The 26,073-nt window shown below is 39.9% G+C and carries 25 protein-coding genes; 24 read left to right on the top strand and 1 reads right to left on the bottom strand.

Annotated elements, in window-relative coordinates:
- The 21 genes from CPC19_RS07630 (at position 1) to CPC19_RS07530 (ending at position 23,472) form a co-directional block, all read left to right on the top strand.
- A complete protein-coding gene (locus CPC19_RS07630; protein WP_236610540.1) occupies positions 1-822 on the top strand; it encodes a phosphatidate cytidylyltransferase in 822 nt (273 codons plus the stop codon).
- Entirely contained in the window at positions 819-1,997 is a 1,179-nt protein-coding gene (gene ispC, locus CPC19_RS07625; RefSeq protein ID WP_016390769.1) for a 1-deoxy-D-xylulose-5-phosphate reductoisomerase, read from the top strand. Before CPC19_RS07630 ends, ispC begins: the two co-directional genes overlap by 4 nt.
- A complete protein-coding gene (gene rseP / locus CPC19_RS07620; protein WP_016390768.1) occupies positions 1,997-3,352 on the top strand; it encodes an RIP metalloprotease RseP in 1,356 nt (451 codons plus the stop codon). Before ispC ends, rseP begins: the two co-directional genes overlap by 1 nt.
- Before the next feature lie 149 nt (positions 3,353-3,501).
- A complete protein-coding gene (bamA, locus tag CPC19_RS07615; RefSeq protein ID WP_015005828.1) occupies positions 3,502-5,730 on the top strand; it encodes an outer membrane protein assembly factor BamA in 2,229 nt (742 codons plus the stop codon).
- 96 nt (positions 5,731-5,826) lie between these two features.
- Entirely contained in the window at positions 5,827-6,336 is a 510-nt protein-coding gene (locus CPC19_RS07610) for an OmpH family outer membrane protein (protein WP_015005829.1), read from the top strand.
- Between the two features lie 25 nt (positions 6,337-6,361).
- Positions 6,362-7,384, top strand: a complete 1,023-nt coding sequence (gene lpxD / locus CPC19_RS07605) for a UDP-3-O-(3-hydroxymyristoyl)glucosamine N-acyltransferase (RefSeq protein WP_016390766.1) — start codon at positions 6,362-6,364, stop codon at positions 7,382-7,384.
- Entirely contained in the window at positions 7,384-7,833 is a 450-nt protein-coding gene (fabZ, locus tag CPC19_RS07600) for a 3-hydroxyacyl-ACP dehydratase FabZ (protein WP_015005831.1), read from the top strand. Before lpxD ends, fabZ begins: the two co-directional genes overlap by 1 nt.
- Positions 7,830-8,600 (top strand): acyl-ACP--UDP-N-acetylglucosamine O-acyltransferase, encoded by a 771-nt coding sequence (gene lpxA / locus CPC19_RS07595; protein ID WP_015005832.1) that lies wholly within the window; start codon positions 7,830-7,832, stop codon positions 8,598-8,600. Before fabZ ends, lpxA begins: the two co-directional genes overlap by 4 nt.
- 40 nt (positions 8,601-8,640) lie before the next feature.
- On the top strand, positions 8,641-9,819 hold the full coding sequence (gene lpxB, locus CPC19_RS07590) for a lipid-A-disaccharide synthase (RefSeq protein ID WP_016390765.1): 1,179 nt from the start codon (positions 8,641-8,643) through the stop codon (positions 9,817-9,819).
- Positions 9,816-10,382, top strand: a complete 567-nt coding sequence (rnhB, locus tag CPC19_RS07585) for a ribonuclease HII (protein WP_016390764.1) — start codon at positions 9,816-9,818, stop codon at positions 10,380-10,382. Before lpxB ends, rnhB begins: the two co-directional genes overlap by 4 nt.
- On the top strand, positions 10,379-13,882 hold the full coding sequence (gene dnaE / locus CPC19_RS07580; protein WP_016390763.1) for a DNA polymerase III subunit alpha: 3,504 nt from the start codon (positions 10,379-10,381) through the stop codon (positions 13,880-13,882). Before rnhB ends, dnaE begins: the two co-directional genes overlap by 4 nt.
- A 42-nt stretch (positions 13,883-13,924) precedes the next feature.
- Positions 13,925-14,884 carry an acetyl-CoA carboxylase carboxyl transferase subunit alpha gene (accA, locus tag CPC19_RS07575; protein WP_016390762.1) on the top strand — a complete coding sequence of 320 codons (960 nt, stop codon included), beginning with the start codon at positions 13,925-13,927 and terminating at the stop codon, positions 14,882-14,884.
- A 60-nt stretch (positions 14,885-14,944) separates the two neighbouring features.
- The gene (gene tilS, locus CPC19_RS07570; protein WP_016390761.1) at positions 14,945-16,273 is read left to right on the top strand and encodes a tRNA lysidine(34) synthetase TilS; all 1,329 of its coding nucleotides are present in this window, start codon (positions 14,945-14,947) and stop codon (positions 16,271-16,273) included.
- 96 nt (positions 16,274-16,369) lie between these two features.
- The gene (locus CPC19_RS07565; protein WP_015005838.1) at positions 16,370-18,016 is read left to right on the top strand and encodes a CTP synthase; all 1,647 of its coding nucleotides are present in this window, start codon (positions 16,370-16,372) and stop codon (positions 18,014-18,016) included.
- Positions 18,013-18,846, top strand: coding sequence for a 3-deoxy-8-phosphooctulonate synthase (gene kdsA / locus CPC19_RS07560; protein WP_016390760.1), 834 nt, complete (start codon positions 18,013-18,015; stop codon positions 18,844-18,846). Before CPC19_RS07565 ends, kdsA begins: the two co-directional genes overlap by 4 nt.
- A 21-nt stretch (positions 18,847-18,867) precedes the next feature.
- A complete protein-coding gene (eno, locus tag CPC19_RS07555; protein ID WP_016390759.1) occupies positions 18,868-20,148 on the top strand; it encodes a phosphopyruvate hydratase in 1,281 nt (426 codons plus the stop codon).
- Between the two features lie 3 nt (positions 20,149-20,151).
- Positions 20,152-20,436 (top strand): septum formation initiator family protein, encoded by a 285-nt coding sequence (locus tag CPC19_RS07550; RefSeq protein WP_016390758.1) that lies wholly within the window; start codon positions 20,152-20,154, stop codon positions 20,434-20,436.
- Entirely contained in the window at positions 20,426-21,142 is a 717-nt protein-coding gene (ispD, locus tag CPC19_RS07545; RefSeq protein WP_016390757.1) for a 2-C-methyl-D-erythritol 4-phosphate cytidylyltransferase, read from the top strand. The genes CPC19_RS07550 and ispD overlap by 11 nt, the downstream gene beginning before the upstream one ends.
- On the top strand, positions 21,133-21,609 hold the full coding sequence (ispF, locus tag CPC19_RS07540; RefSeq protein WP_016390756.1) for a 2-C-methyl-D-erythritol 2,4-cyclodiphosphate synthase: 477 nt from the start codon (positions 21,133-21,135) through the stop codon (positions 21,607-21,609). The genes ispD and ispF overlap by 10 nt, the downstream gene beginning before the upstream one ends.
- A 6-nt stretch (positions 21,610-21,615) precedes the next feature.
- Complete coding sequence (gene truD, locus CPC19_RS07535; RefSeq protein ID WP_016390755.1) at positions 21,616-22,662, top strand: tRNA pseudouridine(13) synthase TruD; 1,047 nt, start codon at positions 21,616-21,618, stop codon at positions 22,660-22,662.
- 9 nt (positions 22,663-22,671) lie between these two features.
- A complete protein-coding gene (locus CPC19_RS07530) occupies positions 22,672-23,472 on the top strand; it encodes an undecaprenyl-diphosphate phosphatase (protein ID WP_015005845.1) in 801 nt (266 codons plus the stop codon).
- On the opposite strand, the gene CPC19_RS07525 is transcribed toward CPC19_RS07530, so the two are convergent.
- Positions 23,469-24,017 (bottom strand): Smr/MutS family protein, encoded by a 549-nt coding sequence (locus CPC19_RS07525; RefSeq protein WP_016390754.1) that lies wholly within the window; start codon positions 24,015-24,017, stop codon positions 23,469-23,471. The two genes, CPC19_RS07530 and CPC19_RS07525, sit on opposite strands and share 4 nt — an antisense overlap.
- A gap of 63 nt (positions 24,018-24,080) precedes the next feature.
- Here CPC19_RS07525 and surE point away from each other — a divergent pair, with 63 nt between their 5' ends.
- Genes surE through CPC19_RS07510 form a run of 3 tightly spaced genes read left to right on the top strand, consistent with a single transcriptional unit; the run spans position 24,081 to position 26,073 of the window.
- The gene (surE, locus tag CPC19_RS07520) at positions 24,081-24,833 is read left to right on the top strand and encodes a 5'/3'-nucleotidase SurE (protein WP_016390753.1); all 753 of its coding nucleotides are present in this window, start codon (positions 24,081-24,083) and stop codon (positions 24,831-24,833) included.
- Entirely contained in the window at positions 24,830-25,486 is a 657-nt protein-coding gene (locus CPC19_RS07515; protein WP_016390752.1) for a protein-L-isoaspartate(D-aspartate) O-methyltransferase, read from the top strand. The genes surE and CPC19_RS07515 overlap by 4 nt, the downstream gene beginning before the upstream one ends.
- Positions 25,487-25,497: 11 nt before the next feature.
- The gene (locus CPC19_RS07510; RefSeq protein ID WP_016390751.1) at positions 25,498-26,073 is read left to right on the top strand and encodes a YqaA family protein; all 576 of its coding nucleotides are present in this window, start codon (positions 25,498-25,500) and stop codon (positions 26,071-26,073) included.

Below are 26,073 nucleotides of genomic sequence, written 5' to 3'. Positions count from 1 at the left end.
ATGACTAGTCTCGCTAAGAGGCTTCTAACAGCCATAGTATTGATTCCAGCTGTGGTCTGGGTTGTAATGTATTCTTCTGAACCATATTTTATAGGGGTTCTAAGTCTAATTGTTTTGATAGCTGGCTATGAATGGGCTGCTTTAAGTGCTGTAAAAAGCAAGCTATATAAATCTATATTTGCGATAACTGGCTTGCTGTTTTCGTTTGGTTTAACGCTTTTAAATGAACCTTTTTTAAGTGGTTTTTTTTACGCTAGTTTAATATTTTGGTTATTGGCGATCGTGTTGCTGATAACTAAAGCGCAAGATTTACTGGCAAATAAAGTAGCGCGCCCTGTGATGCTTTTAATTGGCTATTTATTGCTTGGTTTAATATTCATATCGCTTTACCAGTTGAGGCTCAATTTTGAACAAGGCCCTGAGCTTTTAATGTACCTATTATTGTTGATGTGGATTGCAGATAGTGGGGCTTATTTTGCTGGCCGTTCATTTGGGCATCATAAATTATCACCTCTTATTAGTCCTGGAAAATCTATAGAAGGCGTCATTGGTGGTGCATTAGCTTGTTTATTGTTGGCTTTTTTTGCAGATCAATATTTTGAAATTAACAACAGTGCCATATTTATAAGTGTGTCAGTGTTTGTTGCCTTTGTCTCGGTTTTTGGGGATCTATTTGAAAGTCTTATGAAGCGGCGTGTAAACGTTAAAGATAGTGGGGCAATTTTACCGGGTCATGGTGGTGTTCTTGATCGTATTGATAGCCTTATTGCGGCAGCTCCTGTTTATGTTGCTTGTCTGTTAATGACAAGACTGTTCACATGAAAAGTGTTTGCTTGCTTGGCTCAACTGGCTCAATTGGAGTTAGTACGCTTGATGTTATAAGACTCAATAAGAATGCTTACAGAGTAGTTGCACTGACAGCTAATAAAAACATTGGGCGGTTATTAGAGCAATGTATAGAATTTAAGCCAACTTATGCAGTGGTTCCAGATGCTGAGCTTGCAGATGCGTTTAGAGGGAAATTGGAACGCTCTGACGCATGTGAAACCCAAGTGTTATCTGGCATGGATTCTTTAGAGTTTGTTGCTAAACATTCAATGACTGATATTGTGGTGGCAGCCATTGTTGGAGCGGTTGGTTTATTGTCAACTTTAGCGGGTGCTAAGGCAGGTAAAACAATTTTACTGGCGAATAAAGAATCTTTAGTTGTATCGGGTGATTTATTGATGTCTGTAGTGAAACAAAATGGTGCCACCTTGCTACCGTTAGACAGCGAACATAATGCTTTATTTCAATGTATGCCCGATGCATACAAGGCTGGGCAACGTGCTGAGGGTGTTAGAAAATTAATTTTAACGGCTTCTGGTGGGCCTTTTTTGAATCTTAATGCCAGTGAGTTGGATAATGTAACGGTCGAGCAGGCTTGTGCACACCCAAACTGGTCAATGGGGCATAAAATCTCTGTTGACTCAGCGACTATGATGAATAAAGGTTTGGAGTTAATTGAAGCGAGTTATTTATTTGATATGCCCGCTGAATTAATAGATGTGCTGATACATCCTCAAAGTATTGTTCATTCGATGATTGATTATGTGGATGGGTCTGTTTTAGCGCAACTTGGAAACCCCGATATGCGCACACCCATAGCACATGCATTAGCATGGCCAAAAAGGCATGAGAGTGGCGTGTCAGCGCTGGATTTTCTAGTGAATAATCAATTAACATTTGAATCAGCCTCATATGAAAAATTCCCTTGCTTACGTTTAGCTTATGAAGCTTTAGATGCTAAAGGAACAGCACCAGCGATCTTAAATGCAGCAAATGAAGTCGCCGTTGAAGCATTTTTGGCAAAAGAATTAGCGTTCACTGGTATTTCCACATTGATTGAGCAGGTGTTGAGTATTACAACAGTGAGCCCTGCTGACTCAATTGAAAGCGTTTTAAGCGCAGATGCAGAAGCACGTCAGGTTGCAAAAAATTGTTTGGAGAATGGTTAATGAGCATTATTATTTCAATGGCCTCTTTTATCTTGGCCTTAGGTATTTTGGTTACCGTTCATGAATTCGGTCATTTTTGGGTGGCGCGTAAATGTGGTGTGAAAGTATTACGTTTTTCTGTCGGTTTTGGTAAACCGTTAATTAAATTTAAAAGGAAAAATGACGAGACAGAATATGTCATTGCAAGCATACCGTTAGGCGGTTATGTGAAAATGCTCGATGAGCGTGAAGGAAACGTCGAAGAGAGTGAGAAAAAGCTAGCCTTTAATAATAAACCTCTGCTAAGTCGTTTCCTTATCGTTTTAGCGGGCCCTGTTTTTAATTTGGTGTTTGCCTTCTTGGTTTTTTGGCTAATTCTAACAGTTGGCGAAAGAGGTTTGAAGCCTGTGGTTGGTAAACTAGACCCGGCTGGTGTTGCTATTCATTCAGGTATTGAAGTTGGTGATGAAATTCTTGCTGTCAATGATCGTCCAGCAACTATATGGCGTGTGGCCATTGGCTTAATTGCCAGTGAAATGATTGATAATGGCTCGGTTGATCTCACCGTTGAGACACCTGGTGGACAAACAAAAGACATTCAATTTAACGTCCAATCGGGAGGTATTCCTGAGCCAAACGATATTGTTAATAAGCTTGGTATTGAGCCTTTTTTGCCGACATTAAAACCGATGATTGGCAATATTGTTTCTGCTGAGCCAGCTGATTTAGCGGGGTTAAAGAGGGGTGATTTGATTCTGTCTGCCAATAATGAAGAGGTCGATAGTTGGCAACAATGGGTCTCAGTTATTCGTGCAAACCCAGAAAAAAGCATTTCTATAATAGTGCTAAGAAATAATGAGCGCTTAGCATTACGCCTTATTCCGCAAAAAATTATAGAAAATGATAGCCCGATTGGAAGAATTGGTGTGTCCCCATGGGTCGATGAGGTGTCAAATGACTTTTATACTACGTATTCATTGAATGGTTTTTCAGCGATAGCGGAAGCGGCCACTCAAACGGTTCATTATTCAATATTAACTGTTAAGTTAATTGGCAGAATGCTGATTGGAGAGGCATCTGTGCAGAATTTAAGTGGGCCTATTAGTTTGGCTCAATATGCAGGTAAAACGGCCACAATAGGTCTAATACCATTCTTAAAATTTTTGGCATTTGTCAGCGTTAGTTTAGGTGTTATGAATTTATTGCCGATTCCTATGTTAGATGGCGGTCATTTGTTTTTTTACCTCATTGAAGCGGTTAAAGGTAAGCCTGTTTCTGAAAAGGCTCAAGGTCTGTTTATGCGTGTGGGTTTATTTGTCCTACTTTGTATGATGGTGTTGGCCATTTTTATCGACATTGGTCGAATAATTGGTTAAATAAAAATACGTATTGAGTCAATGGATTGTTTTATCTATACTTGCTCGATACGCCTTAAACGAACATAACATTAAAACGCATTGTGATAAAAAAAATCAGAACACTATTTCTTCCAGTTTTTATACTATTTGTTCTATTCAGCTCAAATGTGGCATTTGCAGAAGAACCGGTGCTGGTTAAAGATATACGGGTTAATGGATTGCAGCGGATCACGGCGGGTGCTGTTTTTAATGCGCTAAGTCTGAAAGTAGGTGATCAATTTGAAGAGGAGACATCTGGGGAGATTATCCGAGAACTCTTTGAAATGGGCTTTTTTAGCGATATCAATGTGGACCTGAATGATGACATAGTCATTATTAATGTAAAAGAACGTCCAGCGATTACCAGTATCGAAATTGAAGGCAACGATGATATCGAAAACGAAACATTGCTTGAAGCATTTGGTGATGTTGGTATGGAAGTAGGACGTGTATTTAACCCACTAGTTCTCGATAAAGTTAAAAACGAATTACTTCAGCAATATTACAATAACGGTAAATATTCAGCAGAGGTTAGCAGTAAAGTGACAACACTTGAGCGTAATCGAGTGGCTGTATTAATCAGTGTTGTAGAAGGTTCAGCAGCAAGTATTAAGAAAATTAATATTGTTGGTAATAAGTCTTTTTCAGATGAAGAGATTTTGTCGGTATTTGAGTTAACAGGTCCAACTCTGATTAGTTTTTATACGAATAGTAATCAATACTCAAAACAGAAATTATCGGCTGATTTAGAACGTTTGAACTCATTCTATCAAGATCGTGGTTACATCAATTTTAAAGTTGAATCCACACAGGTTTCAATTAGTCCTGATAAAAATGGAATTTTCATCACTATCAATATCAATGAAGGGAAAGTGCACACAGTTAGTGAAGTAAAACTGGCCGGTGAGTTGATTGTTAATCCAGATAAGTTAATCCCTTACGTGATTGTTCAGCCAACAGATGTTTTTTCTAGGAAAAAAGCAACGCAAACATCAGAATACATTACTACCATTCTTGGGCAGGCGGGCTACTCGTTTGCAAATGTCAATATGATTCCTGAAATTGATAATGAATCATCAACAGTCAAAGTAACGTTTTTTGTTGACCCTGGGAAACGTGTCTATGTTCGACGTGTGTTGATGGAAGGGAATACTAAAACACGTGACGAGGTTCTAAGGCGAGAAGTTAGACAAATGGAAGCGGCATCCATTTCAACCAGAGCGGTTGATCATTCTAAAGCTAGGTTGTCACGATTAGGCCACTTTGATGAAGTGGACGTGGAAACCTTACCCGTTGCTGGTACCAGTGATCAGGTTGATATTAAATACACGGTTAAAGAAAAGTCATCGGGCAATATTTTAGCCGGCGCTGGGTTTTCTCAATCACAAGGAATTGTGTTAAATGCGAGTATTAGTCAAAACAACTTCTTAGGCACTGGTAAGCGGATGAGTGCTAGCTTTAATAATAGCTCAGTTAACACTATTTATAGTTTGGGTTATACCAATCCGTATTACACAGTTGACGGCGTGAGCCGTGGCTATAACATCAGTTATAGAACAACCGACTATGATGAAGCCAACAGCTCAAATTACGAAACTGAAACATTTAATATGGGCGTTAATTTTGGCTTGCCATTAAATGAAAGTGATAAGATTGGTCTAGGTTTGGATCTAGAGTTCACTGATATTCAGTTAGACAATAATCTGTTTTTTGGTGAAATAAATAAATTTATTGTTGAAAATGGTAATTCTTTTACTAACTTAAAAGCTTCTGCTTCATGGGGCACTGATACAAGGAATCGTGCTGTGTTTGCAACGCGAGGTGGGTCAAAACGTTTATCTGGCATCATTACAGTACCGGGTTCCGATCTTGAGTTTTATAAGTTGTCATATAATCAAGAGCAATATTTCCCAATCAGTACTAATACAACACTCTATTTGAATGCTGATTTTGGTTATGGTGATTCATATGGCGATGCTGAGAGCTTACCGTTCTTTGAAAATTATTATGCCGGCGGTAAAGGCTCTGTCAGGGGGTTTACAGATAATACACTAGGTCCTCGGGATATTTTTGACGATCCAATTGGCGGCAGTGTTAAATTAGTGGGTAATGCAGAATTCATCTTTCCTGTACCCTTTATGCCAGATAATAAAAGCGTCAGAATGAGTACTTTTGTTGATGCTGGTAATGTTTATGATGATGAGATAGACGTAGGTGAGTTACGTTACTCTGTTGGTGTGTCAGCAAAATGGTTGTCTCCATTTGGCGCATTATCCTTCAGTTTAGCAATGCCTATTAATGATGGAGAAGATGATGAGGTGCAAACATTCCAATTTGCCTTTGGCTCAGGGATATAAAATCGGCTAAAACCGAGGCTACAGGCACCACTTCAACTTAACGAAATATACCTTGATGGGTATTGATAATAGTAATGTAAACAGTAGGAGAACACATTGAAACTTTTTAACCAGATCTTAATTGCTAGCATATTAACAGTAGGACTTCTAAGTACCGCGCAAGCTGCCGACATCAAAATTGGCTTTGTTAACGTAGCTAGGATTTTAGAAAAAGCACCTCAGGCAGAAAAAGCAAAGGTGGCTTTGGAAAAAGAATTTTCTCCAAGAAATAAACGCTTATTAGCGAGTCAAAAGGAAATCAAAAAATTAGATGAAAAACTTGCTCGTGATGCCAAATTAATGAGTGAGTCTGAAACACGACGCTTACAGCGTGATGTGCTAGAAAAGAAGCGTGCACTCAATCGTGACCAAGAAGAGTTTAGAGAAGACTTTAATTTAAGACGTAACGAAGAGTTAGCCAAGTTACAAAAATTGGTTTTCGAAGCAATTAAAGGGCTTTCAGAAGCTGAAAAATATGATTTAGTGCTTCATGATGGTGTTGTTTTTGCGAGTGGCGCAGTTGATATAACCAATAAAGTTCAAAACCGTCTATCTACTGGTAAATAGCGTTAACCAAAATGGCTGTTGATTAATGCTGACTTTACAAGAATTAGCGGTCGCTATTGATGCTGATTTAATCGGTGACCCAAACTATCAAATCAGTAGTTGTGCTACGCTTGAATCAGCTAGATCTGATCAGCTATCGTTTATCTATAATAAAAAGTACATTACAGATTTACAGACAACCAATGCGGGCGTTGTTATCTTATCGGATGCTTTTTTAGCAGGATATGATGGCAATGCATTGATTGTTAAAAACCCATATTTAGCGTACGCAAAAGCAGCAAATGTGATTCATGCCGCCCCTCCAAGAGTGGGCAGTATTCATGCTTCGGTTGTAATTGGTGATAATGCAAATATTGCTGAGGATTGCGTGCTGGCTCCTCATGTTGTCATTGGTGATGATGTCACCATTGGTAAAGGTTGTTATATAGGGCCTGGATGCGTCATTGCCAATAAAGTAGTGATTGGTAATAATCTTAAGTTAGTCGCCAATGTAAGTCTTGGAGAAGAGACGAAAATAGGCGATAACGTTACGATTCACCCAAGTACTGTGATAGGTAGTGATGGCTTTGGCTATGCACCATACAATGATAAAAAAGGTTGGTGTAAAATACCTCAACTTGGACATGTTGTTATTGGTAATGATGTTGAAATAGGGTCTAATACGTCGATTGATTGCGGTGCTTTAGATAATACAGTTATTGGTGATGGCGTTAAAATTGATAACCAAGTTCAGATAGCACATAACGTTGTGATTGGTGACCATACAGCTATAGCCGCTTGTACTGGTATAGCCGGTAGTACGAAAATTGGAAAATATTGCACATTTGCTGGTGGTGTTGGCCTAGTAGGGCATATATCGATAACAGATGGTGTGCATGTAACCGGCATGACAATGGTTACGCATTCAATTAATGAAGCCGGTGTTTATTCATCAGGTACACCGTTTCAAAAAAATACAGATTGGCTTAAGAATGCAGTTCGCTTTAAGCAACTTGATAAATTAACCAAAAAAATCAATTATTTAATAAAGTTAAAAAAGGAAAATTAATGTCGCTTGATGATGTAAGAAAAGTAATGGAATTCTTGCCACACCGTTATCCTTTTTTAATGATTGATAGAGTTGTTGAGTATGAGGCCGGCGAAAGGTTGTTAGCCGTTAAGAATGTCACTTACAACGAACCCCAGTTTACCGGTCATTTCCCACATAACCCGATTATGCCAGGCGTATTGGTTATTGAAGCATTGGCACAAGCAACGGGTCTGTTGTCGATGAAAACATTAACAGATCGTGGTGAAGATTTTGGCGAATACTACTTGGTAGGTATCGATAAAGCGCGTTTTAAACGGTCTGTTGTACCCGGCGACCAATTAATGATAGAAGCGGTTTTCAAAAAGAATAAACGAAATATTTGGTCCTTTTCAGCGTCCGCAACAGTCGATGGAGAATTGGTTGTGTCTGCTGAGATTATGTGTGCCTCAAAGGAGTCGACTAAATGATTCACCAAACGGCTATTATCGACCCAACAGCGTCTATAGATGAGAATGTAAAAATTGGTCCTTATACGGTTATCGGAGCGAATGTTTCGATAGGCACTGGAACGGTTGTTTCTTCTCACGTTACGATTAATGGAACAACAACAATAGGCAAAAACAATCGAATTTATCAGTTTTCGTCTATTGGTGAAGACCCTCAAGATAAGAAGTATGCTGGTGAAGAGTCATTCTTAGAAATTGGTGATAATAACGAAATCCGCGAATTCACAACAATTCACAGAGGCACAACACAGGATAAAAATATTACGAAAATTGGTAGTAATAATTTATTCATGGCCTATACACATGTTGCTCATGACTGTGTGATTGCCGACGATGTTATTCTTGCTAATGCTGCTTCATTAGGTGGTCATGTACATATTGGCAATAATGCTATCTTGGGCGGTTTCTCCATCGTCCATCAGTTTTGTCATTTGGGTGATCATTGTTTTTCAGCTATGGGTAGCGCGATTACAAAAGATGTGCCGCCTTTTGTAATGGTTGGTGGTCGACCTACCAAACCTCATGGGATCAATACGGTTGGATTAGATAGGCGTGGCTTTTCAGCGGACACTATTTTGCAGGTTAAACGAGCCTATAAATTGCTTTATAAATCAGGCTTAAAGTTAGCTGATGCTAAAGCAGAATTAGTCAATGTTGTAAAAGATCACCCCGAGTTAACCATCATGTTGGATTTTTTAGAGAATTCTAGCCGCAGTATTTTACGATAGTTAGACAGGTAAGCTTCATAAGGATTACCGTGCGTTTACTATGATGCCCACAATTATTGATAAACCTATAAAAGTTATGCTGGTTGCCGGTGAGCACTCTGGTGATATTTTGGGTGCTGGTCTAATAAAACGATTGAAAGAAAGGTACCCTAATGCAACGTTTTCCGGTATTGGTGGACCAAGAATGTTAGCTGAAGGTTTTCAATCGTATTATCCGATGTCTAAATTATCTGTTTTTGGCTTATTTGAAGTGATAAAACATTTACCGGAATTACTGGGGATTAGAAAGCACTTAAAAAAAATCATAATCAGTGAGAACCCAGATGTTTTTATTGGGATAGATGCGCCCGATTTTAATCTAAAACTAGAACGCGAGCTCTATAAAAAAGGAATTAAAACAGTTCATTATGTCAGCCCAACCGTTTGGGCATGGCGGCCAAAACGAATTAAGAAACTAATTGGTTCGTTAAATGCCTTGTTATGTATTTTTCCTTTTGAAGAAACTTATTTTAAAGATACTGCTGTCCCAGCTTATTTTATAGGGCACCCATTAGCCGATAAGCATCAACATCCTATCAATACACAGGCGGCTAGACAGTCTTTAGGATTACACAGTGAACAACCGGTATTAACAATAATGCCCGGTAGCAGGCTTGGTGAGCTTGAACGACATAGTTTTTTATTTTTACAGACCGCCTATAATTGCTCAAATAATATTTCTGGACTCAAAATTTTAGTACCAATGCCAGATCAAGTGGTTGCAGATAAATTTGAAGAATATTATAGAGCGTCGGGGTTGACGCTCGATTTAGAGATAAAAGTAAGGGCGACTACGGAAATGATTGCAGCTGCCAATATGGTGTTAGTGGCTTCTGGTACAGCAACGCTTGAGGTGATGTTGTTTAAAAAACCGATGGTGGTTGCCTACAAATTATCAGCACTAACTGCATGGGTCATTAAAACATTCGATTTACTAAAAGCACCCTTCGTATCGATGCCAAACTTAATAGCAGGCAAAGAATTGGTTAAAGAATATTTACAAGATGACATTAAAGTCGCTACGTTAACTGAAGAATTGGTTAGTTTTTACCAAGATAAAGATAAGACTCAAACTATAGTGAATGAATTTAATAAAATGAAAATAAAATTGACACGTCAGGCTGATATTCAAGCTGCAAACATTGTGTCAGGCGTTATTAATGGTGATGTTTCATTTTGAACAAGGTGGTTGTTGGCTTAGATGAGGTAGGTAGAGGCTGTATTGCAGGGCCTGTTGTTGCAGCGGCTGTCATTCTGGATGATGAAAAACCAATTGATGGCCTGATGGATTCAAAAAAGTTGACAAAAAAGAGACGAGAGGTGCTTGCACAACAGATCATCGAGTCTGCTAAAGCATGGTCAATTGGTCGAGCAGAGGTGGCTGAAATTGATGAAATTAATATTTTACAGGCAAGTTTGTTAGCCATGAAACGGGCATTTGATGGCTTGGATATTAAGGCAGGTTATGCCAAAGTTGATGGGACATTCTATCCAGATATTGATCTGCCGGGTGAATGTATCAAAGGCGGTGATAACCTTGTGGCTGAAATCTCCGCGGCTTCGATTATCGCAAAAGTGTATAGAGATGAGCAGATGGCCCTGCTTGATGTGTTATATCCCGGTTATGGCCTATCAAAACATGCCGGTTACCCGACCCCTGATCATAAAATGAAACTTGCCCAGCAGGGTGTTATTTCGATTTACCGACAATCATTTTCCCCAGTGAGAAAATTATTACCATGAGTGAGGCCATCAAGTTTATCCACCTTAGGAACCATACCGAATATTCATTGGTAGATGGCATTATTCGTGTAAAACCATTGGTCAAACGTGTAGCTGAACTAGCTATGCCAGCTATCGGGGTGACCGATCAGTCTAATTTATTTGCCACGGTAAAGTTTTATCGTGCTGCCTTAGCTGCTGGCATCAAACCTATTATTGGGGCGGATGTACAGATAAGAGATTCGGTGGGGCAAAAAAAGCCATATATCATCACCTTACTGGCCCAAAACCAACAAGGTTATTTAGCACTGTGTGAATTAATTTCTGAGGCGTATCTTAATGGTCAAGATAAAGGTGTTGCCTATCTAACCAGTAAAAAAATACTGGAGAAAAATGAAGGTTTAATTGCCTTATCTGGCTGTTTGGACGGGTTGTTCTCAACATCGCTTCAGTCAAATGATACAGAGCAAGCAGATACTATGTTATCTACTTGGTTGCAGGTTTTTAAGGATCGTTTTTACATAGAGCTTCAACGTATTGGTCGATCAGGTGAAGAGGGGTTAAATAACCAGTTATTAGCCTTAGCTAGTAAGCATCATGCACCTATAGTGGCTACTAATAGTGCATGCTTTTTAAAACCAGAGGAGTTTGATGCGCATGAGGCGCGAGTCTGCATTAATCAAGGGCGTGTATTATCTGATACTAGGCGGGTCAAAACGCATACCGAACAGCAGTATTTAAAAAGTCAGGAAGACATGTTGGCGCTTTTTTCTGATTTACCTGAAGCGCTTGAAAATACAGTAGAGATTGCAAAACGTTGCAATGTTGAACTTAGTTTAGGGGAGAACTTTTTACCTGACTTTCCCGTTCCAAAAGGTATGACCATAGATGAATATTTCGCAGATTTATCACAAAAAGGGTTAGAGAAACGAATTCAAGAAACTTCTCATCGAATTAAGTTTGATGATGAAAAAAGGGCCCAGTATCAAGCCAGATTAAAGCGCGAATTAGACGTTATTTGTCAGATGGGCTTTCCTGGCTATTTTTTAATTGTTGCGGATTTTATTCAATGGGCAAAAGATAATGGCGTACCCGTTGGCCCGGGTCGTGGTTCTGGTGCGGGATCTATTATTGCGTATGCATTAAGAATTACTGACCTAGACCCGCTAGAGTTTGATTTACTGTTTGAGCGATTTTTAAATCCTGAACGTGTGTCAATGCCTGACTTTGATGTGGATTTTTGTATGGATGGGCGTGATCGGGTGATCGATTATGTCGGTGAGAAATACGGACGAGATAAAGTATCGCAAATTATTACCTATGGCAGTATGGCTGCAAAAGCTGTTATACGTGATGTGGGGCGTGTATTAGGTCATCCTTATGGTTTTGTAGATCGCTTAGCAAAAGCAATCCCCTTTGAAATTGGTATGACCTTAACAAAGGCACTTGATGAAAGCCCTGATCTATTGAACGCATATAAAGAATCAGACGAGGTTCGTGAGCTAATAGACTTAGCTCTAATGCTTGAAGGGGTGGCAAGAAACGCGGGTAAACATGCGGGTGGTGTTGTCATCGCTCCGAGTAAGTTAACTGATTTTTCACCCTTATATTGCGAGGAAGGTGGTGCAAACCTGGTGACGCAGTTTGATAAAGACGATATCGAAGCTGTTGGTTTAGTTAAGTTCGACTTTTTGGGGTTACGAACATTAACAATTATTGACTGGGCCTTACAAAATATAAATCAACGCTTAGCCGCAAAGGGCGAAAAGGCCGTTAATATTGACCTGTTACCTCGCGATGATGAATTAACGTACGAGTTATTAAAAAATTACGCAACAACAGCTGTTTTTCAGCTTGAGTCTAGGGGCATGAAAGACTTGATTCGTCGTCTGCGCCCTGACACCTTTGAAGATATTATTGCTCTAGTGGCTCTCTTTAGACCAGGGCCATTGCAGTCTGGCATGGTGGATGATTACATTAATGTTAAGCATGGTCGCAAAAAAGCAGAATATCCGCACCCAACCTTGATACCAATTTTAGAGCCAACTAATGGGGTTATTTTATATCAAGAACAAGTGATGCAAATTGCTCAGGATTTAGCTGGCTATAGTCTTGGCTCAGCTGACTTGCTGCGTCGAGCGATGGGCAAGAAAAAGCCCGAAGAAATGGCCAAGCAGCGTGAGATGTTTACCACAGGAGCGGTTGCTAATAATGTCGAAGAAAGTGTAGCGACCTATATTTTTGACTTAATGGAAAAATTTGCAGGCTACGGGTTCAATAAATCTCACTCCGCTGCGTATGCATTAATTGCCTACCAAACCGCTTGGTTAAAAGCGCACTACCCATCAGAATTTATGGCCGCAGTGTTGTCTTCAGATATGGACAATACCGATAAAGTTGTTTTGTTCATCGATGAATGTCGTGATATGGGGCTCAATATTCTTCCGCCTGATGTTAATAGCTCTTACTATCGATTTACGACAAATGAAGAAGGCGACATTATCTATGGCTTAGGGGCGCTTAAAGGTGTCGGTGAAGGAGCTATTGAATCAATTATTCAACAAAGAGAACTTAACGGCCCTTATTCTAGTCATGAAGACCTTGCCAATCGTATAGATTTAAGAAAGGCAAATCGTCGTGTGCAAGAAGCTCTTATCAGAGCGGGTGCATTAGATTGTTTTGACACAAACCGTGCACAGCTGATGCAGCAATTAACGAATGTACTTCAAGTGGCTGAGCAGCAGGGGAAAAGTGCGATGGCTGGGCAAAATGATTTGTTCGGCGTAAGCCTTGTTGAAACAACTCAAAAATCTAATGCTGTTCGTGTAAAAGCTTGGAGCGAGCATGAGCGCCTTAAACATGAAAAGACAATACTTGGACTGTATTTAACCGGGCACCCATTTGATACAGTTCGAGATGAAATGAGCAATATTGTTTCAGGAAAATTGGCAGCCTTACATGATATGGAGTTAAGCTCCCCAGGGGGAGGCCAGTATCGGCGTGCAAAAGGAAAACCGATTACCGTCTCTGGTTTGGTGTTAAATATCCGTACACGTCCAACAAAAAGTGGTGCTAAAATTGCCACCATTATGTTAGATGATGGCAGCGCTCGCATGGAGGCTGTGGCCTATAGTGAGGTTTTTGAGACCTATAGCGAACAATTACAGGTCGAGCAAATTGTTGTTATTGAAGGCAGCATCTCTTTTGATGACTTTGCCGGGCAAAATAGAATTAGTATTGAGTCAGTGATGACAGTTGAGCAAGCACGTAAACGGTTCATAAAAGATGTATTGATAGAGTTAGACGCTGATGTTCTAAAACAAGACAATAAAATTAATCAATTACATACTGTTTTAAGTAAATACCGTGGTGGTGATTGCCCGGTTAAAATAAAATTGATGCTACCCGGCGCATCATCCGCACTTTTATTGCCGGATGAATGGAATATTAAACCTGAAGATGCATTGTTGACAGATTTACATAATGCATTGCCAGAACAACAAGGCTTTATTCGATATTGAATTTTGCTGGCTGAATTCATCGACTCAAGATAAAATAAGCTTATGAACTTAGATTACTTAGATTTTGAACAACCGATTGTTGAACTTGAAGAAAAGCTTGAAGAGCTTCGTCGAGTTGGATCGGATAATGAAATTGATATCCAAAAAGAGATCGATAGGCTGCAAGAAAAAAGCCTGTCTTTAACGGAGTCGACGTTTGCAAAATTAACTGATTGGCAAATATCAAAACTCTCGCGTCATCCTAAACGCCCATACTCTTTAGATTATATTGATGGTGTTGTTGATAACTTCATCGAATTACACGGTGATCGCCATTATGCTGATGATGCGGCTATTGTAGGTGGATTGGCAAAACTAGATGGGATGCCTGTTATGGTGATTGGGCACCAGAAAGGACGAGATACAAAGGAAAAACTTAAACGTAATTTCGGTATGCCAAGACCTGAAGGCTACCGGAAAGCGCTACGTTTAATGCATATGGCAGAACGTTTTAATTTACCAATTATTACGTTTATTGATACACCCGGTGCCTACCCCGGCGTTGGTGCTGAAGAACGTGGGCAAAGTGAAGCTATTGCAAGAAACCTTTTTGAAATGTCTAAACTTAAAACACCTGTTATCAGTATTGTAATTGGCGAAGGTGGTTCTGGCGGTGCGTTAGCATTGGGCGTATGTGATAAGTTGTTTTTATTAAAATATAGTACGTACTCGGTAATATCTCCCGAAGGCTGTGCATCGATACTCTGGAAAAGCTCAGAAAAGGCATCTCAAGCTGCTGAAGCGATGGCAATCACCTCAACGAAGTTATTAGCAAATGGCTTGATCGATGGTGTGATTGAAGAGCCGTTAGGGGGTGCGCATAAAGATTTAGCGTTAATGAAAAAAAGAATCAAAGAGGTTTTACTCAAAGAGGTCGCCGAGCTCAATAGTAAACCCATAGAAACTCTTTTAGCTGAGCGTTACGATCGTTTAATGAGTTATGGAAAATTCACAGAATCCTAATTCTATTTAGCTTCTTTATCGCCTTAAACAACGCTAAACTTTATCAATTAAGGTGCTACATTGGATGACCTTGTTAACACTGTTAAGCAGCACCTTGATTCAATAGAGGGTGTTACAAAGGTCGTTGTTGCTTATAGTGGTGGTGTGGACTCACATGTTTTGCTGCATGCCTGTTCAATATTAAGGCAGCAGTTAAAATCACTATTTTTTTCGGCTGTGTATATTGATCATGGTTTACACGATGATTCTGTGCATTGGTCTGAGCATTGTAAAAAAATAACGGCTGAGCTTGGTTTTCCTTTTCATTCTATACAGGTGAATGCGCAGGACAAGCACGGTGATGGCCCAGAACAAGCGGCGAGAGTGGCAAGGTATGCTGCATTATCAACGTTTATAGATAAACACAGTGTTTTATTAACCGCCCAGCATGAGGATGATCAAGCTGAAACGCTAATGCTTCAATTACTTAGAGGTGCGGGTGTGGATGGTTTGGCTAGCATGCCCTCGTTTAATCAATTTAATGCAGGTTTTATTTCAAGACCCTTATTAAGGGTGAGCAAACAACACATTTTGCACTATGCAAAAAACAAAGGTTTGAAATGGGTTGAGGACTCAAGCAACTATGATGTGTCCTATGACCGCAATTTTCTACGCCAAGAAGTCATCCCTTTAATACAAAGCCGATGGCCTGCTTTTTCAAAAACCACTGCACGATCTGCTTCCCACTGTGCCGAAGCGTCTAAAGTCCTTGCTGAACTAAGTAAGGAGCTGTTGAGTGATTCGGTAGAACATGAGTTAAGTATACAGTTACTTGCAGGCAATAAAGAAGAAACACAGCGTTTAATGATTCGGGAGTGGCTTAAAACACAGGGTGTACGTCTACCGTCTAAGAAAATCTTGCAACAAATACAGTCGATGCTAAAAATTGATAGTAATAAACCAACGCTGATTGCTTGGGCAGATCATCAAGTAAGACTGTTTGATAACCGTCTTTTTTACACACCAAAAACTGAACAGTTAATATTGCATAAAGTTAAATGGTGTGGAGAAGTCTTAACCTTGCCTAATTTGCTAGGGATACTCACAAGAACGACGGCTGTTGGAGAAGGGATAGATAAGGTATTATGGGACTCATCAACTACCTCGGTTCGTTATAGGCTAGGTGGTGAACGGATTAAATTAGCAAAAAGATCTGGCAGCAAGGCATTAAAAAAACTTCTTAATGAGGAAAAGATTTTTCCGTGGGTTAGAGATTCAATACCGTTGATTTATTTGGATGATCATTTAGTAGCTGTGGCTAATTTATGGTTGGATGAAAGGTTTTTAGCTAAAGAGGGCGAGCAAGGTTATGTTATTGAATGGGATCATCCTGACTGGCGAATTAAATAAGCGTTAAGTTTTACTTAATTATATCTTGCGAGTGCTTTCTTATTATTTGATTCGCGTATAATACTTGGCATTCAATTTTTCACTTCATAGGTTTGTATGGCTAAGTTTATTTTTATTACGGGTGGTGTTGTGTCTTCTTTAGGGAAAGGCATTTGTGCATCCTCATTAGCAACTATTCTTGAAGCTCGTGGTTTAAAAATAACCATGACAAAGCTCGATCCTTATATCAATGTCGACCCTGGCACAATGAGCCCATTTCAACATGGTGAAGTGTATGTAACAGATGATGGCGCTGAAACAGACCTAGATTTAGGTCATTATGAGCGATTTAGTAACAGCATTATGTCTAAGGCTAATAACTTTACGACAGGCCAAATTTATGAAACGGTTATTAAAAAAGAAAGACGTGGCGACTACTTAGGGGGAACAGTTCAGGTTATTCCTCATATTACTGATCAAATTAAAAAGAATATTATAGACAGTGCAGAAGGCGTTGATGTCGCGCTGATTGAGATTGGTGGAACGGTTGGTGATATTGAATCATTACCCTTTTTAGAAGCTATCCGTCAAATGCGAGTCGAGCTGGGTGATGATCGCTGCCTGTTCATGCACTTAACACTGGTGCCCTATATTGCTTCCGCAAAAGAAATTAAAACAAAACCAACACAGCACTCTGTTAAAGAGTTAAGGACTATTGGGATTCAACCCGATGTGTTGATTTGTCGATCAGAACGCCCAATCCCATCCTCTGAGAGAAAAAAGATTGCACTGTTTACCAATGTTGAAGAAAAAGCGGTTATTACGGCGTTAGACGCAGACAGTATTTACCGCATCCCAATGATGTTGCATGAGCAAGGCCTGGATCAAATTGTTGCTAAAAAATTACATTTAGATACGGTTCCTGCTGATCTATCAGATTGGCAAGCTGTTGTTGATGGGTTATTTGCACCGACCGACACCGTGAAAATAGCGTTAGTGGGTAAGTATATTGATCATGCTGATGCATATAAATCTTTAACGGAATCGTTGATTCATGCTGGTATACATACAAAAACACAGGTGGAAGTGGTTAAGGTTGACTCCGAAGATATTGAAAATCAGGGTACCTCTGCATTAGATAACGTGGATGCTATTCTTGTACCTGGCGGTTTTGGTGAAAGAGGTGTTGACGGTAAAATTGCAACCATCCGTTATGCGCGTGAAAACGATGTGCCGTATTTAGGTATTTGTCTTGGAATGCAATCGGCTGTTATTGAGTATGCACGCAATAAAATAGGCCTTGAAGGGGCAAATAGTACAGAATTTATGCCTGATTCACCTTTCCCTGTTATCGGTTTAATTACCGAATGGTTAACCGAGGAAGGGCAAATTGAGACACGTGATGCAAGCTCAGACTTGGGGGGGACGATGCGTTTAGGTAGTCAAAAATGTCAATTAACTCCTGGCTCATTAGCTCATAAGGTTTATGGCAAAGATGTTATTACTGAACGACACAGGCATCGGTACGAGTTTAATAACACCTTTATAGAGCAGTTTGAATCAGCAGGGCTTAAAATTTCTGGTAAATCAATGGATGGGCGCTTAGTTGAGATTGTTGAAGTGCCAGGGCATAGATGGTTTTTGGCTTGTCAATTTCACCCAGAGTTCACCTCAAAACCAAGAACAGGACATCCATTATTTAGTAGTTTTGTTGCCGCAGCCATTGAGTATTCAGGATCAACCGACAGAGTAAAAAAATCATGAAATTATGCGGGTTTAATGTAGGTATTGATCAGCCGTTCTTTTTAATAGCAGGGACCTGTGTTGTAGAAAGTGAGCAAATGACGATTGATACAGCCGGTCAATTAAAAGAAATAACTGATGAGTTGGGTATTCCTTTTATATATAAATCATCGTTTGATAAGGCTAATCGCTCATCTATTGATGGTTTTAGAGGTCCTGGCATTGAAGAAGGCTTACGTGTTTTGCAGTTGGTAAAAGACCAATTAAATCTCCCTGTTATTACCGATGTGCATGAAGACACGCCGATGGATGAAGTGGCCTCTGTTGTTGATGTGTTACAAACGCCTGCTTTTTTATGTCGTCAAACTAATTACATTACTAAAGTGGCGGCAACAGGCTTGCCGGTTAACATTAAAAAAGGGCAGTTTTTAGCGCCTTGGGATATGAAGCACGTAGTTGATAAAGCACGTTCGACCGGTAATCAAAATATCATGGTGTGTGAAAGAGGGGCATCTTTTGGCTATAATAATTTAGTCTCTGATATGCGTTCATTAGCCGTAATGCGCGAAACAAATGCACCAGTGGTTTTTGATGCAACTCACTCGGTTCAACTACCCGGGGGGCAGGGAAGTTCTTCTGGCGGGCAACGTGAATTTGTGCCGACATTAGCGAGAGCCGCAATGGCAGCTGGCGTGTCCGGCGTATTTATGGAAACACACCCTGATCCGGATAAAGCGTTAAGTGATGGTCCTAATTCGGTGCCATTAGAAAAAATGAAAGCATTACTCAGCATTATGAAAACAATCGATGACGCGGTTAAACAAGCCGGGTTTATTGAAAACGAATTTTAAGATAATTTATTTGAGGAAGTTATGGCAGAAATAGTTGATATTAAAGCGCGTGAGATTCTTGATTCACGCGGTAATCCAACCTTGCAAGCGGATGTGACGTTAGCCTCTGGCATTATTGGCAGTGCAATGGTGCCCTCAGGTGCGTCAACCGGGGAACGTGAAGCGATCGAATTACGTGATGGCGATAAAAGTCGTTATGGTGGTAAAGGCGTACTGAAAGCTATCGGCCATGTAAATGGCGAGTTAAAAGATGCTTTATTGGGCATGGATGCAAGCAATCAGGCAGCGATTGATAAGACAATGATTGAGCTTGATGGGACTGAAAATAAGGCTCGGTTAGGTGCAAATGCAACACTTGGTATTTCGTTAGCTACAGCACATGCTGCAGCAAATGAAGGTGGTTTGCCACTGTTTCGTTATTTAGGTAACAGCGAGTTTACGTTACCAGTACCGATGATGAATATCATCAATGGCGGTTCACATGCTGATAACAGTGTTGATCTGCAAGAATTTATGATTTTACCTGTCGGCGCACCTAACTTTAGTGAAGCGATGCGTTACGGCACGGAAGTTTTTCATGCCTTAAAATCGGTTTTACTAAAAAAAGGCTTAAGTACGTCGGTAGGTGATGAAGGGGGCTTTGCACCTGATTTGTCATCAAATGTTGAGGCAATTGAGGTTATTTTACAAGCCATTGAACAAGTTGGTTTGAAGATTGGTGATGATATTTCGTTGGGTCTTGATGTGGCAAGTTCTGAGTTTTGTGAAAACGGAGAATACTTCTTAGCGTCGGAAAATAAACGCTTTAACTCTACTGAAATGACCGACTTTTTAGCTGGCTGGGTTAATCAATATCCAATTATTTCTATTGAAGATGGTTTAGATGAAAACGATTGGGACGGTTGGAAATACATGACCGAGCAATTGGGTCATAAAGTTCAATTGGTTGGGGATGATTTATTTGTTACAAATCCTAAAATATTTAAACAAGGTATAGATAAAAATATCGCCAATTCGATTTTGATTAAAGTTAATCAAATTGGCACGTTAACAGAAACATTAGCGGCCATTAAAATGGCGCATGATTCAGGTTATACATCAGTCGTATCTCATCGTTCTGGTGAAACAGAAGATACCACAATCGCTGATTTAGCTGTTGCAACCTGCTCAGGCCAAATTAAAACAGGCTCGCTTTGTCGTTCTGATCGTGTTGCTAAATACAACCGTTTACTGCGGATAGAAGAAGAGTTAGGCGAGCAGGCTGTTTATGCGGGTAGAAAGGCATTTAAATACCTTCGCTAATCTGTGAAAGCGCTTTTGATCATTCTTGTTATTGTCTTCAGTTATTTGCAGTATAAACTATGGATAGCTGAAGGCAGAGTTCAAGACTCATGGTCTTTAGAGCAACGAATAAACACCCTTGAAGCAGAAAACAAAATTCTGAGCGAGCGCAATAACGCATTACAAGCCGAAGTTTCCAATTTAAAAAGTGGTTTAGAGGTCGTCGAAGAAAAAGCTCGAAATGAATTAGGGTTTGTAGGTAAAGACGAAACGTTCTTTCAGTATATTGAAGCTGGCGATGGTAAATAAACCAGAAAAAGTTTGGTGTGTAGTGGCAGCCGCTGGCATTGGTTCAAGAATGCAATCAGCAGTTCCTAAACAATATTTACCACTTGGTTCATCAACTGTTTTAGATGCAACATTGGAACGACTACTGTTATGCGAAAAGATTGAGCATATTGTTGTTTGTATTCATCAGAATGATAACTACTGGCAACACAGTAAATTTGCACAGGATGACCGTATTAGCATAACGTTTGGTGGAAGTGAACGAGCTGATTCTGTTTTAAATAGTGTGTCTTTAGTCAAAGAGCATGCTGATTTAAATGATTGGGTTCTTGTTCATGATGCCGCACGACCCTGTGTTAGATGTAGTGATATAAACGTGTTAATTAACACTGCATTAAAACAGCAAGTTGGTGCTATTTTGGCGACACCAATACACGATACGGTTAAAAAAGTAGTCAATAAAAAATCCACACAAACGCTCGATAGGTCAATATTATGGAGAGCGCTGACACCACAAATATTTAAACTCGACATGCTAAATAATGCCCTAATCAATGCGATCGAGTCTAATCGTGTAATCACGGATGAGGCCAGCGCTATTGAGCAGATGAATCAAGCTGTACAAATAGTAAAAGGACATGCTGATAATATCAAAATCACTTCGCCATCAGATTTAGATTTGGCTCGTTATTATTTAGAACAACAAGAGAGGCAAGTATGCGCATAGGCCACGGCTATGATGCACATCGGTTTGAAGCAGGGAAACCTCTCGTATTGGGCGGCGTGAAAATTTCTCATGACTATGGCTTATTAGCGCATTCAGATGGTGATGTGCTGTTACATGCGTTGTGTGATGCGCTGTTAGGTTCAATAGGTGAAGGTGATATTGGGCAACATTTCCCTGACAGCAGTGATGATTATGCCAATATCGACAGCCGTGTTTTGTTGCGGCATGTATATGCTTTAGTCCAACAAAAAGGTTTTAAGCTAGGAAATGCTGATTTAACAATTATTGCGCAAGCCCCGAAGTTATCTCCTTATTTAAATAAAATGGCGTTATATATAGCCAAAGATTTAAATTCAGGCGCATCGCAAATAAATATAAAAGCAACCACTACAGAAGGAATGGGCTTCCCCGGAAGAAAAGAAGGTATTGAAGCGCATGCTGTGGTTATTGTCGTTTCTGCGCGTTAAATTAAGATGCTGTTTGAGAAACATATTGATGAGCTGGCTTATGCCCATGGCGGCACAGTTGGGGCTGGCCAACTAAAGCAACAAGCAGAAGATTTTATCGTAAACGAGCGCTTAACATTTACCCCGTCTGGCGAGGGAGAACATGAATTTGTGTATGTGCAAAAAAAAGGGCTCAATACCGATGAGGTGCTAAAAAAACTTGCTGTTCATGCAGGTGTAACCCGGCGTTCAGTCTCTTATGCGGGTATGAAAGATAAACATGCGGTTACCAAACAGTGGTTTAGTGTACATTTGCCAGGCCGAGCAGCACCGGATTGGCAGTTATTAGAAGATGATTCAATTAAAATCGAACGAAGTACTCGTCACCTTAAGAAATTAAAAAGAGGGGTTATTCAGTTTAATGAATTTGAGATTGTTATTTCACAGTTAACAGTTGATCATGCCTTGCTGCAGCAACGTATTGAACAAATAAAAATGTTTGGTGTGCCTAATTACTTTATGCAACAACGTTTTGGTTACTTATGCCAAAATCTAGATCGTGCGTATGGACTGTTTTCTAGAGGCGAGAAAATTAAGAATAAGCAGTTAAAAGGCCTATTGTTATCTTCAGCCAGATCGTTTCTGTTCAACCAAGTGCTGTCTGAGCGAGTGAAGGCTGAAAATTGGGATAAGGCGCTACCCGGTGATGCATTTATGCTCAGTGGAACGCGTCAGTATTTTACAGATGAAGCCAACTCAACAACGACTCATACACGTTTAATGGAACATGATATTCATCCAAGTGGTCCATTATTTGGAGTAAATGATAAAGTGGTTTCTGCTTCAGTTGAGCAGCTGGAAGACACAGTGTTTACGGCTAACAGTGTATTTTGTAAGGGTTTATTGAAGGAAAAAGTTGACTCTGCTAGACGCGCTTTAAGGGTTGTGCCGACAGATTTTAAGGCAGAGTTGATATCCACTGATAAACTTCGATTATCGTTTAAACTCCCTTCCGGCAGTTATGCAACCGCTGTTATTCGTGAGTTAATTAACACAACAAGTCATGTTAACTAGGGTTTATTAATGGATTTTGAACATATCTTAGGCTTAGGGTTATTACAAGGGTTAACAGAGTTCCTGCCGATATCAAGTTCAGCACACTTAATTTTATTGCCCACTCTTTTAGGTTGGAAAGACCAAGGTTTAGCTTTTGATGTTGCTGTGCATGTGGGAACATTAATAGCAGTAGTTAGCTATTTTCAACACGATTTGAGGCAAATTATTAAAGGTTGGTTTGCATCTGTCTTCAAAAAAAATCATACGCAAGACAGTCGTTTAGCTTGGATGATAATCATAGCGACAATTCCGGTTGGTTTGGTTGGTTTATTAGCGGGTCATTTAATTGAAATTTACCTTCGCTCGCCCATAGTTATTGCAATAGCGACGCTCTTTTTTGGCTTGCTTCTTTGGTATTCGGATACTAAGGCACAGCGACATAAAGATGAATATGCAATATCGATTAAGACAGCCATTATTATTGGGTTATATCAGGTGTTGGCACTTATTCCTGGGACATCAAGATCGGGAATTACCATGACTGGAGGCTTGCTGCTAGGGTTGACGCGTGAGGCAGCCGCAAGGTTTTCTTTTTTACTATCCGTCCCATTAATCTTTTTAGCAGGAAGTTTAAAGTCAGTTGAGTTGATGAGTAGCCCAAGCCAAATTGACTGGTTCTCTATTATTATGGGTGTATTTATTTCAGCGTTAAGTGCCTTTGCCTGTATTTCAATTTTCCTAAAGGTGCTAGAAAAAGTAGGGATGCTGCCTTTTGTGATTTACCGTTTAATACTGGGTTGTTTTTTATTGTATTTATATGCAGTTTAGCGTTTTTGTCGTAACAAAACGTATAACGCCCCGGTTCCACCATCTTTAGGCTGGGCAGAGGCAAAAGCTAATACGGCAGAGTCATTTTTTAGTAGATTAACACAAAGGTTTTTTAAAACAGGCGATTGATTGAGTGATCTTGTTCCCTTGCCATGTATAAGCAATAGATAACGCTGCTGAAGCTCAAGCTGTTCTCTAATACACTCTCTAATGTAATGTTGTGCTTGTTGTTTATCTAAACCATGTAAATCAATTGTTTCATTAATTGTTATCGCGCCTCGTTTTAATTTTTTTATCGTTTTAGCTTGAACAGAGCTGTGGGCAAAGAAAACGTATTGCTCTGATGTAATGTCATTTGTGTGATCAACAATATATTCATGATCCGCTTTTAGAGGTGGAAAGCTTTTTTTTATTGGTTTTGGTTTCGACGTATCATCATAGAAATGCCGTTCTGTGTTCGAGAGTATGTTTACCTCTCCAATAAACTCACGGAATAATTGAGAATCATTATCGGAACTTAGGCGTTTTTTTTTATCTTCAGGCATAATATGAGTTTATCAAATTTGAGCGCTAATTTTTTTATAAGTAACGGTATCTAGATAAACTTAATGCATATTTTAGTAAGTAATGATGATGGGTATTTAGCCCCTGGTTTGTCGGCATTGGCGAATAAACTATCTGAAGTAGCTCGTGTTACTGTGGTCGCGCCGGATAGAAACAGAAGCGCGGCGAGTAACTCTTTAACACTGGATATGCCGCTGCGAGTACAGCAAATGGATAATGGTTACTTTAGTGTTGATGGAACCCCCACAGATTGCGTTCATTTAGCGATTACAGGCTTGTTAAAAGAAGACCCCAGTATTGTATTCTCTGGCATTAATAACGGAGAAAATATGGGTGATGATGTTTTGTATTCCGGTACGGTTGCTGCGGCAACTGAAGGGCGCTTTTTAGGCTTACCGTCAATTGCTATTTCAATTACCTCTAGTAAGCCAAGATACTTTGAAACAGCGGCAAATATTGCTGTGCTGTTACTCAATCAATTGATAGTTAAAGAGCTTCCGGCCGATACAATTTTAAATGTTAATGTCCCTGATTTGCCATTAACAGAGATAAAGGGTCTTAAAGCAACAAGGCTTGGTCAACGACATCGTTCAGAGCCGGTAATAGAGGGGCGTGACCCAAGGAATAAAAAAATATACTGGGTAGGGCCGCCTGGCGCGCAGCAAGATGCTGGTGAAGAAACAGATTTTTATGCTGTTGAAAATGGTTATGTTTCGATTACGCCGTTAAAAATTGATTTAACCAACTACCAGCGTTTAAATACATTAAATGATTGGCTTGAAGAGCTCGTTTTATGAAAGACTTAACAGGCATTGGGATGACTTCGCAGCGCACCCGAGACAGGCTTATTGTTCATTTAAAAGAACTAGGTATTAAGGATGAGCGGGTGTTATCGGTAATGAGAAAAGTACCGCGGCACTTATTTATGGCTGAAGCCTTATCAAGTCGGGCTTATGAGAATACCTCGCTACCAATTGGGCATGGTCAAACCATTTCGCAACCGTATATGGTTGCGCGTATGACTGAACTATTGATTGAAGATGGTTTGCCTGAAAATGTCTTAGAAGTTGGAACTGGTTCGGGCTATCAATCTGCTATTTTGGCCAGTTTAATACCCAGAGTATTTTCAGTTGAAAGAATCAGGCCGTTGCAAGAACAAGCAAAGAGAGTGTTGGCTGATATAGGGGTTAGAAATATAAGTTTCAAACATTCAGATGGCGGTTGGGGGTGGAAGGCATGTGGGCCTTATCAGGCTATTTTGGCGGCCGCCGCACCTGCTGAGATTCCTATGAAGTTATTAGAGCAACTAACCATTGGTGCTAGGCTGATTATTCCCGTTGGTAAAGAAGGGCAACAAGTTTTACAGCGAGTGACTAGAACAGAATCGGCTTATGAAGTTGAAACGATTGAAGAAGTTAGTTTCGTACCTTTTTTAAAAGGGCGTGCCTAGGAGGCGTTAGATTGTTTAAACGTTTATATCAGCAGGTTTTATTTTGGGCGGAGCACCCAAAAGCTAACTGGTACCTTTTTACTTTAAGTTTCGCAGAATCTTCATTTTTCCCCATTCCCCCAGATGTTATGTTGGCACCAATGTGTTTAGCAAAACCGTCGAAAAGTTTTTATTTTGCAATGATAACCACTATTGGTTCAGTTATTGGCGGAGTATTTGGTTATTTAATTGGAATGTTTTCGTTTGAGTTGATAGAACCGATTATTGAAATGTTTCACTACCGTGAGAAATTGGAACATGTAAACGCGTGGTTTATAGATTGGGGCTTTTGGGCAATTTTAATAGCTGGCTTCTCACCGATTCCTTATAAGTTGTTTACGATTGCTGCAGGCTTGCTCGGTATGATGTTTATCCCCTTTGTCCTTGCCTCTCTAGTCGGTCGTGGGGCACGGTTCTTTTTAGTGGCTTTCCTGGTGTCGTTAGGTGGTAATAGTTTGAAAAACAAACTCAATGACTACATAGAGGTAACTGGTTGGATCGTGACAGCGATGATTGTTATGGGGTTGTTAATCTCTAGATTTTATTAA

The sequence above is a fragment of the Cycloclasticus sp. PY97N genome, from assembly GCF_002443175.1.
Lineage (GTDB): Bacteria > Pseudomonadota > Gammaproteobacteria > Methylococcales > Cycloclasticaceae > Cycloclasticus > Cycloclasticus pugetii.
This window is presented reverse-complemented; position numbering and strand designations above follow the sequence as displayed.

What these genes read in the sequence shown, in the direction of transcription:
- surE (WP_016390753.1), top strand. Translation starts at nt 24,081, where the DNA reads ATGCATATTTTAGTAAGTAATGATGATGGGTATTTAGCCCCTGGTTTG.
- ispF (WP_016390756.1), top strand. Translation starts at nt 21,133, where the DNA reads ATGCGCATAGGCCACGGCTATGATGCACATCGGTTTGAAGCAGGGAAA.
- ispC (WP_016390769.1), top strand. Translation starts at nt 819, where the DNA reads ATGAAAAGTGTTTGCTTGCTTGGCTCAACTGGCTCAATTGGAGTTAGT.
- CPC19_RS07525 (WP_016390754.1), bottom strand. Translation starts at nt 24,017, where the DNA reads ATGCCTGAAGATAAAAAAAAACGCCTAAGTTCCGATAATGATTCTCAA.
- CPC19_RS07515 (WP_016390752.1), top strand. Translation starts at nt 24,830, where the DNA reads ATGAAAGACTTAACAGGCATTGGGATGACTTCGCAGCGCACCCGAGAC.
- lpxB (WP_016390765.1), top strand. Translation starts at nt 8,641, where the DNA reads ATGATGCCCACAATTATTGATAAACCTATAAAAGTTATGCTGGTTGCC.
- truD (WP_016390755.1), top strand. Translation starts at nt 21,616, where the DNA reads ATGCTGTTTGAGAAACATATTGATGAGCTGGCTTATGCCCATGGCGGC.
- eno (WP_016390759.1), top strand. Translation starts at nt 18,868, where the DNA reads ATGGCAGAAATAGTTGATATTAAAGCGCGTGAGATTCTTGATTCACGC.
- accA (WP_016390762.1), top strand. Translation starts at nt 13,925, where the DNA reads ATGAACTTAGATTACTTAGATTTTGAACAACCGATTGTTGAACTTGAA.
- kdsA (WP_016390760.1), top strand. Translation starts at nt 18,013, where the DNA reads ATGAAATTATGCGGGTTTAATGTAGGTATTGATCAGCCGTTCTTTTTA.
- lpxA (WP_015005832.1), top strand. Translation starts at nt 7,830, where the DNA reads ATGATTCACCAAACGGCTATTATCGACCCAACAGCGTCTATAGATGAG.
- rseP (WP_016390768.1), top strand. Translation starts at nt 1,997, where the DNA reads ATGAGCATTATTATTTCAATGGCCTCTTTTATCTTGGCCTTAGGTATT.
- CPC19_RS07530 (WP_015005845.1), top strand. Translation starts at nt 22,672, where the DNA reads ATGGATTTTGAACATATCTTAGGCTTAGGGTTATTACAAGGGTTAACA.
- CPC19_RS07630 (WP_236610540.1), top strand. Translation starts at nt 1, where the DNA reads ATGACTAGTCTCGCTAAGAGGCTTCTAACAGCCATAGTATTGATTCCA.
- lpxD (WP_016390766.1), top strand. Translation starts at nt 6,362, where the DNA reads ATGCTGACTTTACAAGAATTAGCGGTCGCTATTGATGCTGATTTAATC.
- fabZ (WP_015005831.1), top strand. Translation starts at nt 7,384, where the DNA reads ATGTCGCTTGATGATGTAAGAAAAGTAATGGAATTCTTGCCACACCGT.
- CPC19_RS07565 (WP_015005838.1), top strand. Translation starts at nt 16,370, where the DNA reads ATGGCTAAGTTTATTTTTATTACGGGTGGTGTTGTGTCTTCTTTAGGG.
- ispD (WP_016390757.1), top strand. Translation starts at nt 20,426, where the DNA reads ATGGTAAATAAACCAGAAAAAGTTTGGTGTGTAGTGGCAGCCGCTGGC.
- dnaE (WP_016390763.1), top strand. Translation starts at nt 10,379, where the DNA reads ATGAGTGAGGCCATCAAGTTTATCCACCTTAGGAACCATACCGAATAT.